Source organism: Stenotrophomonas sp. Y6, from assembly GCF_022436665.1.
In the GTDB taxonomy this organism is placed as follows: Bacteria; Pseudomonadota; Gammaproteobacteria; order Xanthomonadales; family Xanthomonadaceae; genus Stenotrophomonas; species Stenotrophomonas acidaminiphila_A.
The window spans coordinates 305,045-318,394 of the sequence record NZ_JAKUKB010000001.1 but is presented as its reverse complement, the minus strand read 5'-3'; the positions used below and the strand labels follow the sequence as shown (position 1 = coordinate 318,394).

Annotated in this window: 13 protein-coding genes; 2 read left to right on the top strand and 11 right to left on the bottom strand. The window is 70.1% G+C overall.

Annotation, left to right across the window (positions count from 1 at the left end; all coding sequences use genetic code 11):
* The 11 genes from ccoS to MKP15_RS01505 form a co-directional block, all read right to left on the bottom strand.
* Complete coding sequence (gene ccoS, locus MKP15_RS01555) at positions 1–210, bottom strand: cbb3-type cytochrome oxidase assembly protein CcoS (protein WP_240211569.1); 210 nt, start codon at positions 208–210, stop codon at positions 1–3.
* A complete protein-coding gene (locus tag MKP15_RS01550) occupies positions 210–2,639 on the bottom strand; it encodes a heavy metal translocating P-type ATPase (protein ID WP_240211568.1) in 2,430 nt (809 codons plus the stop codon). The genes ccoS and MKP15_RS01550 overlap by 1 nt, the downstream gene beginning before the upstream one ends.
* Positions 2,640–2,647: 8 nt before the next feature.
* Positions 2,648–3,151 (bottom strand): FixH family protein, encoded by a 504-nt coding sequence (locus tag MKP15_RS01545; RefSeq protein WP_240211567.1) that lies wholly within the window; start codon positions 3,149–3,151, stop codon positions 2,648–2,650.
* Positions 3,148–4,698 carry a 4Fe-4S dicluster domain-containing protein gene (locus MKP15_RS01540; RefSeq protein ID WP_240211566.1) on the bottom strand — a complete coding sequence of 517 codons (1,551 nt, stop codon included), beginning with the start codon at positions 4,696–4,698 and terminating at the stop codon, positions 3,148–3,150. The genes MKP15_RS01545 and MKP15_RS01540 overlap by 4 nt, the downstream gene beginning before the upstream one ends.
* A 147-nt stretch (positions 4,699–4,845) precedes the next feature.
* On the bottom strand, positions 4,846–5,145 hold the full coding sequence (locus MKP15_RS01535; protein WP_240211565.1) for a hypothetical protein: 300 nt from the start codon (positions 5,143–5,145) through the stop codon (positions 4,846–4,848).
* Positions 5,142–6,074 (bottom strand): cytochrome-c oxidase, cbb3-type subunit III, encoded by a 933-nt coding sequence (gene ccoP, locus MKP15_RS01530; RefSeq protein WP_240211564.1) that lies wholly within the window; start codon positions 6,072–6,074, stop codon positions 5,142–5,144. Before ccoP ends, MKP15_RS01535 begins: the two co-directional genes overlap by 4 nt.
* Before the next feature lie 5 nt (positions 6,075–6,079).
* Entirely contained in the window at positions 6,080–6,238 is a 159-nt protein-coding gene (locus tag MKP15_RS01525; protein WP_082393911.1) for a cbb3-type cytochrome c oxidase subunit 3, read from the bottom strand.
* Positions 6,235–6,864, bottom strand: coding sequence for a cytochrome-c oxidase, cbb3-type subunit II (gene ccoO / locus MKP15_RS01520; RefSeq protein WP_104938404.1), 630 nt, complete (start codon positions 6,862–6,864; stop codon positions 6,235–6,237). The genes MKP15_RS01525 and ccoO overlap by 4 nt, the downstream gene beginning before the upstream one ends.
* A 15-nt stretch (positions 6,865–6,879) precedes the next feature.
* Positions 6,880–8,319, bottom strand: coding sequence for a cytochrome-c oxidase, cbb3-type subunit I (gene ccoN, locus MKP15_RS01515; protein WP_104938405.1), 1,440 nt, complete (start codon positions 8,317–8,319; stop codon positions 6,880–6,882).
* 286 nt (positions 8,320–8,605) lie between these two features.
* Positions 8,606–9,064 (bottom strand): azurin, encoded by a 459-nt coding sequence (gene azu, locus MKP15_RS01510; RefSeq protein ID WP_161613854.1) that lies wholly within the window; start codon positions 9,062–9,064, stop codon positions 8,606–8,608.
* A gap of 321 nt (positions 9,065–9,385) precedes the next feature.
* Complete coding sequence (locus MKP15_RS01505; protein ID WP_240211563.1) at positions 9,386–11,449, bottom strand: 3-hydroxyacyl-CoA dehydrogenase NAD-binding domain-containing protein; 2,064 nt, start codon at positions 11,447–11,449, stop codon at positions 9,386–9,388.
* Positions 11,450–11,803: 354 nt separating this feature from the next.
* Between MKP15_RS01505 and rpoE the strand changes: the two genes are divergently transcribed.
* Together rpoE and MKP15_RS01495 are read left to right on the top strand one after the other, a co-directional pair.
* Positions 11,804–12,424, top strand: a complete 621-nt coding sequence (gene rpoE, locus MKP15_RS01500) for an RNA polymerase sigma factor RpoE (RefSeq protein WP_104938409.1) — start codon at positions 11,804–11,806, stop codon at positions 12,422–12,424.
* A complete protein-coding gene (locus tag MKP15_RS01495; RefSeq protein ID WP_240211562.1) occupies positions 12,421–13,290 on the top strand; it encodes a sigma-E factor negative regulatory protein in 870 nt (289 codons plus the stop codon). The genes rpoE and MKP15_RS01495 overlap by 4 nt, the downstream gene beginning before the upstream one ends.
* Positions 13,291–13,350 lie beyond the last annotated feature (60 nt).

Genomic DNA, 13,350 nt, shown 5'->3' with positions numbered 1-13,350 from the left:
TCAGTCTTCGCGGGCCGGGTCCGCGCTGCCGCGGCGGTCGTCGCCCGCCTGGACCGGGGGCGGCGCGGGGCGGTCGTTGTCTTCCAGGATGTCCAGCGCGGGGGTGTCGAGGTCATCGAACTGGCCGCGCTTGACTGCCCAGACAAAGGCGCCCACGGCCGCGCCCAGCAGCACCAGGCTGATCGGGATCAACATCAGCAGGATGGCCATCAGGGTGCCTCCGTGGGGGTCTTGAGCCGCGCCAGGCGCAGCGCGTTGAGGGTGACGATCAGCGACGACAGCGCCATGCCCAGCGCCGCCAGCCACGGCGTGACCCAGCCGGCCGCGGCCAGCGGCAGCGCCAGCAGGTTGTAGCCGGTGGCCCAGGCCAGATTCTGGCGGATGATGCGCTGGGTGGCACGCGCCAGGGTGACCGCGGCCGGAATCCGGCGCAGGCCGCCGCCGGTGGTGACCAGGTCGGCGGCGCGGTGCGCCAGCGAGGCGCCTTCGCCCATGGCGATGGAAACGTCGGCGCCCGCCAGCACCGGCGCGTCGTTGAGGCCGTCGCCGACCATCGCCACCACCCGGCCTTCGGCCTGCAGGCGCCGCACCAGCGCCAGCTTGTCCTCCGGCGACTGCCGCGCGTGGGCATCGTCCAGCCCCAGCGCCGCGGCCATGCGCCGCACCGCCGCTTCGCCGTCGCCGCTGGCCAGGTGCACGCGCAGGCCCTGCGCGCGCAGCGCGGCGAGCGCCTGCGCTGCGTCGTCGCGGGCGCGTTCTTCCAGCACGAAGCGGGCGGCGGCGCGCTGGCCGTCGCCGAGCCACAGCGCACCGTCGTCGGGCTGCGCGGCGGCGAAATCGGCCCGGCCCAGGCGCCAGTGGCGGCCATCGACCATGCCCTGCACGCCGCGCCCGGGAACCGCCTGGACCTGCGTGGCGGGCAGCGCGGCGGCATTGCCGCGGGTGAAGGCGGCGGCCAGCGGGTGGCCGCTGTCGCGCTCCAGTGCGGCGGCGATATCCAGCGCGGCGGCCGCATCCAGCGACGCATCCAGCACCTGGGTGGCGGCCAGCACCGGGCGGCCGTCGCTGAGCGTGCCGGTCTTGTCGAACACGATGTCGGTGGCGCGTGCCAGCGTATCCATCGCGTCCGCGCGTACCGCCAGCAGGCCGATGCGCGCCAGCGCGCCATGCGCGGTGGCCAGTGCCGCCGGCACCGACAGCGACAGCGCGCAGGGGCAGCTGATCACCAGCAGGGCGAGGGTGACTTCCAGTGCGCGTTCGGGCTGGTAATGCCACCAGCCGGCGAACACGACCAGCGCCACCGGCAGCAGCGCCAGCACGAAGCGGCTGCCGATGCGGTCGGCCAGCCGCGCCAGCGCCGGCCGGTGCGCCTGCGCCTGTTCGACCAGCCGCGCCAGCTGTGACAGGCGGGTGGCGGTGCCGGTGAGGGTGACGCGCAGCCGCGCCGGACGCTCGCGGCATACGGTGCCGGCATAGACCGGCTCACCGGGTTGCTTGCGTACCGGTTCGGATTCGCCGGTCAACAGCGCTTCCTCGAACCATGCCTCGTCGCCGTCGCCGCCGAGCAGCACGCCGTCGGCCGGTACCGCCTCGCCGGCGGCCACGCAGGCCACGTCGCCGACGCTCAGTGCCGCCAGCGGTACCGCCTCGCGCTGGCCGTCGGCGCGCTCGCGGGTGGCGAACGCCGGGCGCGCGCGGGCCAGCGCGTCGACCTGGGCGCTGGCCACCGCGCGCGCGCGTTGCTCCAGCATGCGCGCGGCCAGCAGCAGGAACACGAACATCACCGCCGCGTCGTACCAGACATGCGGGCCGCCGCGGAGGGTCTCGAACAGGCTGGCGAAATAGGCGAGCAGGGTCGAGCTGGCGATCAGCACATCCATGCCCAGGCGGCGTTCGCGCAGTTCGCGCATTGCCCCGGACAGGAACGGCCAGCCGGAATAGAACACCACCGGCGTGCACAGCAGGAACGTCAGCCAGCGGAAGAAATCGCGGGTCGGCACCGGCATGGTGCTGTTGAAGTCCAGGTACAGCGCCTCGGCCAGCATCATCGCCTGCAGCATGCCCAGGCCGGCGATGCCCAGCCGCAGCAGCCAGCGCCGGCGTTCGCGGGTGCGCTGCCGCTCGGCGGCCTCGCTGCCGGCCAGGTACGGGCGGTAGCCGAGCATCGCCAGCCGCCGCAGCGGCGCCGACAGCGCGGTCCGCGCCGGGTCCCAGGCGATGCGGATGCGGCCGGTGACGGCGTTGGCGCCGCAGTCGATCACGCCCGGCTCGCGCGCCAGCGCGCGATCGATCAGCCACGCGCAGGCCGCGCAGCGCATGCCGTCGGTGAGCAGGGTGATCTCGCGGCCGCCGTCGACCGGGCGGCTGTGCTCGGCCTGCACGTCGGCGCGGTCCCAGACCGCAAGGTCGGGCAGGTCCTCGCCGACGCGCGCGGCATTGGCGCTGCGCAGGCGGTAGTACCCGTCCAGGTCGGCGCTGGCGATCCACTCGGCGGCGGCGGCGCAGCCGTGGCAGCAGAACGCGTGCGTGCCGCCGCCCAGCGCCGCCATGTGGGGCTGGGCCGGCAGTGCTTCGCCGCAGTGGTGGCAGGTGCCGGTGGCCGCCATGACGGCGGGCGACCGCGCCGGATCGGCGATCACGTCCGGGCTCAGTGTGCCCCGCCCAGCGAGGGGGACAGGCGTGCGGCGTGCTGCTGTTTCGGCAGCCGGCCGTGCAGGCGCCAGCGGCCGTCGGCGTCGCGCAGCTGCACGACCCAGTCGTGCTCGCCGTCCACCGCCTGCTCGACGCGCCAGCCCGGGCCCTGCGGCAGCAGTTCCAGGCGCAGGTCGTCGGACTGCCGGGTGGGGTGTTCCAGCACCAGCTGCAGCGCCGCCGCGCTGGCGAACCTGCCGGTGGCCGGCAGCACTTCGACCACGCCGTCCTCGACCCGCAGCACCGCGCTCAGGCCCAGCTTGGCGGCCGCTTCATCCGGCCCCAGGTCGGTGGTCTGGATCTGCGACACGCGCTGTACCGGGTCGGACACGACATCGGCGCCGCCGGAACGCACGGCAACGATCACCAGTCCGACACCGGCCACGATCGACAGCAGCGGCAGGCCGACCACCAGCCAGAACACGGGGACCCGCCAGGGGGATTTCGGACGTTCGTTCATTGCACCGGACCAAAGAAACTGCTTTCGACGACGCGCTTCTCGTCGCCCCCCTCGCGCTCGACCACGAAGCGCAGCGCGCGGCGGCCGCTGACCTGGCCGTCGGCGACCACGTTCAGTGCCACCGGCAGCACCTGCTCGGGGCCGGCCTGGACCTCGGTCTGGCCCTGCAGGCGCAGGCCGGCGTCGGCAGGCTCCAGGGTGATGCGGTAACGCCGCGTCTCCTGGCTCTTGTTGATCAGCTTGAGCGTGTAGTCGTTGGCGATGGTGCCGTCGGCGGACTGCCGGTACAGCGCATTACGGTCGCGCAGGACTTCGGCGATCAGCTCGCTGCGGTGGCCCACGCCCCACACCCAGGCGCTGCACAGGCCCAGCAGCAGCAGGCCGTAGACGAAGATGCGCGGGCGCAGCACGCGGGTCGGCTTGCCGTCGATGGCGTTCTGCGTGGAGTAGCGGATCAGGCCATGCGGGTAGCCCATCTTGTCCATGACTTCGTCGCAGGCGTCGATGCAGGCGCCGCAGGCGATGCATTCGTACTGCAGGCCGTTGCGGATGTCGATGCCGGTCGGGCAGACCTGCACGCAGATGGTGCAGTCGATGCAGTCGCCCAGTTCCTCGGGCGCGAATTTCGGCAGCGGCGCGACTTCGGCCAGGTCGCCGTCCCAGGTGATCGTGCCCTTGGCGTGGGCGGCCTGGGTGGCGGCGGACGGATGGCGGCCGGCACGGAACACGTAGTCATAGGCGACCGACGGGATCAGCAGGCCGCGTGCGCGCTCCAGCACGCTGCCGAGGCCGCGTTTGCGCGGGCCGCGCGGTTCGCCGCGCATCGGGTCGTAGGCGATCAGCAGCGTGTTGCGGTCGAACATCGCGCTCTGGAAGCGCGCATACGGGCACATGTACTTGCACACCTGCTCGCGCAGGACGCCGGCGTTGCCCCAGGTGGCCAGCGCGTAGAACAGTACCCAGAAGGTCTCCCAGCCGCCCCATTCGAACGGCAGCAGGCGTGCGCCCAGGTCCTTGATCGGGGTGAAGAAGCCGACGAAGGTGAACCCGGTCCACAGCGCGAACAGCAGCCACAGCAGGTGCTTGCTGCCCTTGCGCAGCACCTTTTCGCGGTTCCACGGGCCGGCGTCGAGTTTCATCCGCCGCGGGCGGTCGCCCTCGGTCCAGCGCTCCATCCACAGGAAGGTCTCGGTCCACACCGTCTGCGGGCAGGCATAGCCGCACCACAGCCGGCCGGACAGCGCGGTCGAGAAGAACAGGGTCATCGCCGCGATGATCAGCAGCAGCGCCAGGAACAGGAAGTCCTGCGGCCAGAACACCAGCCCGAAGATGTAGAACTTGCGCGCGGGCAGGTCGAACAGCACCGCCTGGCGGCCGTCCCACGACAGCCACGGGAACACGTAGTACATGCCCAACAGCCACACCACCGCGGCCACCCGCAGGCGGTTGAAGCGGCCCGAGACATCGCGCGGGTAGACCTTGCGCTCGCTGACGTAGAACGAATTGCCCTGTTCGTCCACGACATCCAGCGGAATGCGCTTGCTCATGGCGTGCGTTCCATGGGGGCTGGCGGGGGAGGGAGCGGGAACGGGCGGTAAGCGGTCATGGGGTCTGCGGGGCGTGTTGCTGCGCGGGAGCGCTCAGTATCGGTCCGTAACGGAGGCAAGGAAGCGACGGATTGTCGCAGCCGCCGCTCAGCGATCCGGCGGCAGGGCGCGGTTGAAGCGGCTGGCGGGCCGCAGCAGGATCCAGGTGAACAGGCTGGAGGACGCGGTGGCCAGCCAGAACATGGCGAAGCCCAGCGTATAGCCGAGCTCGCGTGAAATGGGCAGGTCGGGGAAGGTCATGTCGCGCAGCGTCAGCGGGTCGACGAAGGCGAAGAACACCATCGTCGCCACGCCGGCGGCAAAGAAGCTGGGCCAGGCGATGGCCCCCACGCGCTGGGTCAGCGGACGTGGGGGGTGGTCGAAGCGTGGCTCGCTGAAGTCGGTCACTTTGCGCTCGTGCCTGCCGGGGTGTCCGCCTGATTATGCGACAACGACCAGACATAGGCAGCGACCAGCCGGACCCGGGTCTCGCCGAGCAGTTCGCGGTGCGCCGGCATGCTGCCGTGGCGGCCTTCGGTGATCGTCTTGTACAGGCTTTCGCGGCTGTTGCCGTAGAGCCAGTAGTTGTCGGTCAGGTCCGGCGCGCCGATGTCCTGGTTGCCCTTGCCGTCGACCCCATGGCAGGCCACGCAGACGCCCTCGTAGAGCTTCTTGCCGCGGGCGGCCATGTAGTTGTTCTGCAGGGTCTCCGGGGCCGACAGGGTGCGCACGTAGGCGATGGTGTAGTCGATCGCCTCCGGGCCGCCCATGCCGGTGAGCACGGTGCCCCACTCGGGCATGATGCCTTCGCGGCCGTCCAGCACCGTTTCCAGGATGCGCTCGGGCGAGCCACCCCAGTGCCAGATGTCGTCGGTCAGGTTCGGGTAGCCGATGGCACCCTGGCCCGAGGAGCCGTGGCAGGTGGCGCAGGTGTTGCCGAAGATCGAGCGGCCCAGCGCCAGCGCCTTGGGATCCTTGGCCAGCTGGTCGATCGGCTTGCCGGCATACGGCTTGAAGGTCTGCTCGAGCTTGGCGTCCTCGATGGCCTTCTCCTTGGCGTGCTCTCCCTTGGAGGTCCAGCCGCTGTAACCGGGGATGTTGCCCAGCCCGCCGTACCAGAACAGGTAGCCGATGCTGAAGAAGATGGTCAGGTAGAACAGGTTGATCCACCAGCGCGGCAGCGGCTTGTTGTACTCGGTGATGTCACCGTCCCAGGTGTGCAGCGTGTCCTCGGGCTTCGGGTCGCCCGGGCGGCGGCGTGCGGTCCACCAGAGCAGCCACACGCAGCCCAGGATGTTCAGCGCAACCAGGGCGATGACGTACCACGTCCATCCCATGCTCATCATCCGCGCTCTCCCCCGTTGCCGTATTGCACGTTGTCATCTTCCAGCGGCAGGCGTGCCGCATCCTCGAACTCACGCTTGCGCTTCGGGCTCCAGGCCCAGATCCAGCCGCCGACGAACAGCACCAGCAGCAGCGCGGTCACGATGCCGGAGATCATGGCTGGCCTCCCCGCGGCGCATGACGGCCCAGTCCCTGCAGGTAGGCCACGACCGCATCCAGCTCGGTCTTGCCCTTGACGTCCTCGGCGGCGCTGGCGATCTGCTCGTCGCTGTACGGGTCGCCCAGCGCCTTGAGCGCGCTCATGTGCCGGGCCACGGTGGCGCCGTCGACCTGGTTCTTCTCCAGCCACGGGAAGCTGGGCATGTTCGACTCCGGCACCACGTCGCGCGGATTGATCAGGTGCACGCGGTGCCAGGCGTCGGAATAACGGCCGCCGACACGCGCCAGGTCCGGGCCGGTGCGCTTGCTGCCCCACTGGAAGGGGCGGTCGTAGACCGATTCGCCGGCCAGCGAGTAGTGGCCGTAGCGCTCGGTCTCGAAGCGCAGGGTGCGCACCATCTGCGAATGGCAGTTGTAGCAGCCCTCGCGGACGTAGACGTCACGGCCGGCCAGTTCCAGCGCCGGGTAGGGCTCGACGCCCTCCAGCGGCTTGATCGCCTCGGCCTGGAACATCAGCGGCACGATCTCGGCCAGGCCGCCGAACGACACGGCGACCGCGATCAGCACCGCCATCAGGCCGACGTTCTTCTCGACTTTCTCGTGGGGATTCTTGTTCTCGCTCATGGGGTTCCTTCCTCCTCAGGCACGCACTTCGGAGGCGTCGACGGGCAGCAGCGGCTGCGGTTCGATCGCGGGGGCGGTACGCCAGGTACGCCAGACGTTCCAGGCCATCAGGCACATGCCGCTCAGCACCACCAGGCCGCCGCCGAGGCGGATCAGGTAGTACGGATAGGTGAACTTCAGCGATTCGACGAAGGTGTAGGTCAGGGTGCCGTCGTCATTGGTCGCGCGCCACATCAGGCCCTGCATCACGCCGGCGATCCACATCGAGGCGATGTACAGCACCACGCCGATGGTGTGCAGCCAGAAGTGCGTGTCGATGGCCTTGACCGAATACATCTGCTCGCGGCCCAGCAGCTTGGGCATCAGCGCGTAGATCGAGCCGATCGAGATCATCGCCACCCAGCCCAGTGCGCCGGCGTGGACGTGGCCCACGGTCCAGTCGGTGTAGTGGGACAGCGAGTTGACCGTCTTGATCGACATCATCGGGCCTTCGAAGGTGGCGATCATGTAGAACGACACGGCCACGATCAGGAACTTCAGGATCGGGTCGGTGCGCAGCTTGTGCCATACGCCGGACAGGGTCAGCACGCCGTTGATCGCGCCACCCCACGACGGGGCCAGCAGGATCAGCGAGAACACCATGCCCAGCGACTGCGCCCAGTCGGGCAGGGCCGTGTACTGCAGGTGGTGCGGGCCGGCCCACATGTAGACCGCGATCAGCGCCCAGAAGTGCACGATCGACAGCCGGTAGGAGTACACCGGGCGGCCGGCCTGCTTGGGCACGAAGTAGTACATCATTCCCAGGAAGCCGGCGGTCAGGAAGAAGCCCACCGCGTTATGGCCGTACCACCACTGCACCATCGCGTCCACCGCGCCGCTGTAGACCGAGTAGGACTTGGTCGCGCCGGCCGGCATGGAGATGTTGTTGACGATGTGCAGCAGCGCGATGGCGATGATGAAGCTGGCGTAGAACCAGTTCGCCACATAGATGTGCTTGACCCGGCGCTTGGCGATGGTGCCGATGAACAGCACCGCGTAGGCCACCCACACCGCGGCGATCAGGATGTCGATCGGCCATTCCAGCTCGGCGTATTCCTTGCCCTGGGTGTAACCCAGCGGCAGGGTGATGGCCGCGGCCACGATCACCAGCTGCCAGCCCCAGAACACGAAGGCCGCCAGTTTGTCCGATATCAGCCGGACGTGGCAGGTACGCTGCACCACGTGCAGGCTGGTGGCGAACAGCGCGCAGCCACCGAAGGCGAAGATCACCGCATTGGTGTGCAGCGGTCGCAGCCGCCCGTAGCCCAGCCACGGTATGCCTTCGCCGAGCGTCGGCCAGTAAAGCTGGGCGGCGATGATCACGCCCACCAGCATCCCCACGATGCCCCAGACCACGGTCATCACCGCGAACTGGCGCACCACCTTGTCGTTATACGTCCCCTGCACGCTTTGCATGCGGCCTGATCCTCGGTCTGAACGGGGAAAATCATCCCCCGTGTGGAGCACTCCGGGCATTGACTTGAATCAATCCGTGTCCCGGGCGGTTGCGGCCATCCATGGATCCTTCCCCGTGGATGCCATCCTGAACAGTATATGACGGAGGCCCGGGGGGCGGGGGGGCCCGGGGCGCGCGGGCGGGGGGGCGGGGACCCGCGCGGTCCGGGTGGAGGCCATCTTGAACCTTATTCTCGGGTGGCCGGGGCGACTGGGTCGCCCGGGCCTCCGTCCAGGTGCAGCGGAATCAGCGGGTTACGACCAGCTTGCCCTTCATCATGGCCGAGTGGCCGGGGAACGAGCAGTAGAAGCTGTAGTCGCCGCCGGCGGTGAGCTTGTTGCCCGGGAAGCGCACCTGGGTCTTCTGCCCGCCGCCGATCAGGCTGGTGTGGGCGATCACGCGGGCGTCCTTGGCCGGCACGTAGTTGTTGGCCACGCCGGCGCGGATCGCGTCACGGTTGACGCCGGCCATGTCGGCGGTGGTGGACACCACCACGTTGTGGCCCATGGCGGTGGCCGGGAGCTTGCCGGTATGGGTCAGTTCGAGGGTGATCGTGGCGCAGCCGGCCGAGACGGTGGCTTCCTTGAGATCGAACTGCATCGCGTCGTTGCCCTTGAGCGAAACGGTGCAGTTGCCGGCAGCCTGGGCCGCGCCCGCGGCACCGACAAGGGCCAGGGCGAGGAGAAGACGGCGCGAGGTTTTCATGGGTGTTGCTCCTGTGGGATATGTGTGGACGCAGCGTGCGGCCTGACCGTCACGGCCCGGCGCAGGCGTGTGCCGGGCGACGCGCATAGGGTCGGTCCAGACGCGCCGGATTTCCTTGATCTGGGTCAATCAAGCCGGCGGTGGCCGGCATCGGCGCGTTCGGCGTGCTTCCCCCGGATGCGCGGTCGACGCCGCGGAAGCCGCGGCGAACGCATGAGGGAGCAAAGGAGCAAAAAGGCAAAAGCGCAAAAGCGCAAAAGCGCAAAAGCGGCGTCCCCCGGGGGCATGGCGCGGCCCGGGGAGGGCGACCGCCGCCAGCGGTCAGGCCACGGGCGTGCGCAGTACCGGCATGTCCCAGCCCGGACGCGGCGCGAAACGGTCGCCGTGGCGGGCCTGCAGGGTCCTGAGTTTTTCCACCAGAGCGTCGGCGCCGGTGGCGCGGATGTGCTGGATCGGGCCACCGCGGAACGGCGCGAAGCCGGTGCCGAAGATCACCCCGGCATCGAGCAGGTCGGCATCGGCGACCACGCCGTCGTGCAGGCAGGCGACCGCCTCGTTGAGCAGCGGCAGGATCAGGCGGTCCTCCAGGTCCGACGGCGCCTGGTAGTCCTTGACCACCTCCGGCTTCACCGCGCGCCCGTTCTCCCATTTGTAGATGCCCTGGCCGTCCTTCTTGCCGCGCTTGCCGGCGTCCACGGACGCCAGCGCGGCCGGGATCTGCAGGCCCAGGAACGGCGCCAGCTCGCGGCCGACACTGGCAGCCACGTCCAGGCCGACGGTGTCGAGCAGTTCGATCGGGCCCATCGGCATGCCGAACTTCACCGCGGCGCGGTCGATCACCGGGCCGGGGATGCCTTCGGCATAGGCGGTGGCCGCTTCCAGCATGTACGGGAACAGCACCCGGTTGACCAGGAACCCCGGGGTGCCGGCCACCGGCACAGGGAACTTGCCCAGCGCCTTGCAGAACGCGGCCAGCCGCTGTCCGGTCTGCGGCGCCATGCGGTCGTGGTGGATGATCTCCACCAGCGGCATCTGCGCCACCGGATTGAAGTAGTGCAGGCCGGCGAACCGGGCCGGCTGCGCGATGTGTTCGCGCAGTTCGTCCAGCGGGATCGAGGAGGTGTTGGTGGTCAGCAGCGCGTCGGCCTTCAGCCGCGGCTCCAGCGCCTGGTACAGCGCGCGCTTGGCTTCCGGGTTCTCGATGATCGCCTCGATCACCAGGTCGGCCTGGGCCACGCCGTCGCCGGCCAGATCGGCCTTCAACCGGGCGGCGACATCCGCGCGCCTGGCCGGGTCCTTCACCTTTTTCTCGAACAGCACCTGGGCACGGGCCATGGCCGGGTCGATGAAGCGCTGTTCGCGGTCCTGCAGGGTCACGTCGAACCCCTTGTAGGCCGCCCACGCGGCGATGTCGCCGCCCATCACCCCGGCGCCGACCACGTGCACGTGGCGGATGTCCGATTCCTTGCCGCCCAGGGCCTTGAGCCGCTCGGTCAGGAAGAAGATGCGGATCAGGTTGCGCGCGGTCGGGCCGCCGGCCAGCTTGACCACCGCGCGGCGCTCGGCGTCCAGCCGCGCCTGGATGCCGCTGCCGCCGCTGCGTTCCCAGGTCGAGATCAGCGCGTACGGCGCCGGGTAATGCTCCTTCCTGGCCTTGCGCGCGACCTGCCTGGCCATCTGCGGGGCCAGGATCCTGCGCGCCAGCCAGGTATTGGTGGCCCAGGCGGTGGCGCGTTGCCTGAACGGCCGGGTCACGCCTGACTGCAGCAGCGCTACCGCCGCGTCGACCAGTACCGCCGGGGCGGCGACCTTGTCGACCAGGCCGATGCCACGGGCGGCCGACGCCGACAGGGTGCGTCCGGTCAGCATCATGTCCATCGCCGCCGGTGCGCCGACCAGGCGCGGCAGGCGCGCGCTGCCGCCCCAGCCCGGGAAGATGCCCAGCTGGGTCTCGGGCAGGCCGATGCGGGTGGATGGATCGCTGGAGGCCACGCGGTAGCGGCAGGCCAGGGCCAGCTCGGTGCCGCCGCCCAGGCAGTGGCCGTGGATCGCGGCCACGGTGGGGCAGGGCAGCTCGGCCAGCTTCTGGTAGGTGGACTGGCCGCGGCGGATGGCGTCATTGACGGTGCCGCGGCGGTCGAACTCCTGGAACTCCTTCAGGTCCGCCCCGGCAATGAAGCCGGCGGCCTTGGCCGAGCGGATCACCACCCCCCTGGGCGGGTCGATCGCCAGCCGTTCGACGATGTCGCCCAGTTCCAGCAGCACGTCCTGGGACATCGCGTTGACCGGACTGTCGCGGCGGTCCAGGGCCAGCACGACGACGCCGTCGTCGCGGATTTCGGCCTGCCAGTGAGTGAAGCGGAGCCCATCGAAACCTGAAAGCATGGGACGTTCCATCCGGTTGTGTATGGAGAAGATCGCTATGATCCAGAGGTTGTTTCCCCGGCGTCAAATCCCAATGCTGGGGAGGCAGGCGCGTTCGCGCCGGCCGGTCGCCAGCGACAGGCTATCCGAACGCGGGTTGCAGCATGTCTACATCCCGTGCGCGCGCGTCACGGCGGCGCGCGCAGGGCAGCCGCTATGCTCGGGTGCAGTGCGCGCCGGCCCGGGCCTGGCGGCCGCAAGGTAAACATGCTCTGAAGGACGGCGCGGCGCTCCGGGGACGGGACGCTGAACTTTTTCCGCCCCAGGCGGTCTCATTGCCCGACGTCGGTTGGGCTGACAGGAGTGCGGCCCCGCATGGCCGAGGTTGAAACACCGCAGGAGCTGGATCTGGAGCTGGTCCGGCGCGTGCAGCGCGGCGAGAGCGCGGCGTTCGATGTCCTGGTGCGCAAGTACCAGCACCGCATCGTCGCGCTGATCGGGCGCTACATCGCCGACTGGAGTGAATGTCAGGACGTGGCCCAGGACACTTTCGTCCGCGCCTATCGCGCGATCGGGAATTTCCGTGGCGACGCCCAGTTCTATACCTGGTTGCATCGAATCGCAGTGAATACCGCCAAGAACTACCTTGCCGCACACAACCGGCGCCCGCCCACCGACGACGTCGAGATCGGCGATGCCGAACAGTTCGACGCCGGCGCGCGCCTGCGCGATACCGACACGCCCGAGCGCGAACTGATGCGGCAGGAACTGGAACAGACCGTGATGAAGGCGGTCGACGCGCTTCCCGAGGAGCTGCGTTCGGCCATCACGTTGCGAGAGGTGGAAGGCATGAGCTACGAGGAAATCGCACAGAAAATGGGGTGCCCGATCGGCACCGTGCGCTCGCGGATATTCCGTGCCCGCGAAGCCATCGACGCGCAGTTGCGTCCCCTGCTGGACACCGCCAGCGCCACCCGCGAGAGGAGCCGCGCATGAATGTTTCCGGCCGCGTCGATGCGGCGGCGGGCAATGCCGCCGACAAATTCGAACTGCACTACCGGCAGCAGCTGTCGGCGCTGGTCGATGGCGAGCTTGCCACCGACGAGGCGCGCTTCCTGCTGCGCCGGCTTGAGCACGACGACGAGTTGTCCGGCTGCCATGAGCGCTGGCAGTTGTTGGGCGACGTACTGCGCGGCCAGGCCTGCGCGCCGGCACCGGCCGGGTTCGACCGCCGGATCCGTGCGGCGATCGCCGCCGACGCGGAGCAGGGGGGCACGGTCTCCGTGCGCCCGTCGCGTCGCGCGGGCTGGCGGCGCTGGGGCGGCGGTGCCGCCCTGGCCGCGTCGGTCGCGGCCGTGGCGCTGTTCATGGCGCGCGGACAGCTGCCGGCGCCGGGCGTGCCCGAAACCGTGATCGCCACCGCGGCGCAGGTCCCGGCGACCCCCGTCGTCGCCGATGCCGGCCCGGCCACGACCTCCGATGCCGAAGCCGGGCTGGCCGCCGCGGCGCCCGCCGTGGCCGCCGTCGCACTGCGGCGGGCAGATGCCGCCGCACGCCGCGGCAGCGCCACCCGCAACCAGCAGGTGGCACGCGGCGTCGCCGCGCGGCAGGCCGAGCCGGCACGCGCGGTGGCCGTGCAGGCGCCGCTGCCGGTCGTGCGCCATGACCCGTTCGCCGACCCCGGCAGCGTGCTGCAGGCGCGGCCATGGCCGCGCTCGAGCCTGGCGCCGGCGCTGTCGTCGGGCAATGCCCTGAATGCCAGCGCGTCTGCCGAAGGCGGTGCGACCTTCTACCCGTTCGAGCCGCGCCTGCCCCCGCAGGGGGCGCCGGCGCAGCCGGACGCGCAGCCGGCGCGGCCCTGAGCCGGCGTTTGTCCAGGTGCCCGCGGCGCTGTGCGGCGGGTACCTTTTCCCGGGATTTCC

Excerpts from the sequence above, each read along its gene's own strand:
- MKP15_RS01545 (WP_240211567.1), bottom strand. The coding sequence starts at position 3,151 with ATGAACGAACGTCCGAAATCCCCCTGGCGGGTCCCCGTGTTCTGGCTG.
- MKP15_RS01525 (WP_082393911.1), bottom strand. The coding sequence starts at position 6,238 with ATGATCTCCGGCATCGTGACCGCGCTGCTGCTGGTGCTGTTCGTCGGC.
- azu (WP_161613854.1), bottom strand. The coding sequence starts at position 9,064 with ATGAAAACCTCGCGCCGTCTTCTCCTCGCCCTGGCCCTTGTCGGTGCC.
- ccoS (WP_240211569.1), bottom strand. The coding sequence starts at position 210 with ATGGCCATCCTGCTGATGTTGATCCCGATCAGCCTGGTGCTGCTGGGC.
- MKP15_RS01505 (WP_240211563.1), bottom strand. The coding sequence starts at position 11,449 with ATGCTTTCAGGTTTCGATGGGCTCCGCTTCACTCACTGGCAGGCCGAA.
- ccoP (WP_240211564.1), bottom strand. The coding sequence starts at position 6,074 with ATGGGATGGACGTGGTACGTCATCGCCCTGGTTGCGCTGAACATCCTG.
- MKP15_RS01540 (WP_240211566.1), bottom strand. The coding sequence starts at position 4,698 with ATGAGCAAGCGCATTCCGCTGGATGTCGTGGACGAACAGGGCAATTCG.
- ccoN (WP_104938405.1), bottom strand. The coding sequence starts at position 8,319 with ATGCAAAGCGTGCAGGGGACGTATAACGACAAGGTGGTGCGCCAGTTC.
- MKP15_RS01495 (WP_240211562.1), top strand. The coding sequence starts at position 12,421 with ATGAATGTTTCCGGCCGCGTCGATGCGGCGGCGGGCAATGCCGCCGAC.
- rpoE (WP_104938409.1), top strand. The coding sequence starts at position 11,804 with ATGGCCGAGGTTGAAACACCGCAGGAGCTGGATCTGGAGCTGGTCCGG.
- ccoO (WP_104938404.1), bottom strand. The coding sequence starts at position 6,864 with ATGAGCGAGAACAAGAATCCCCACGAGAAAGTCGAGAAGAACGTCGGC.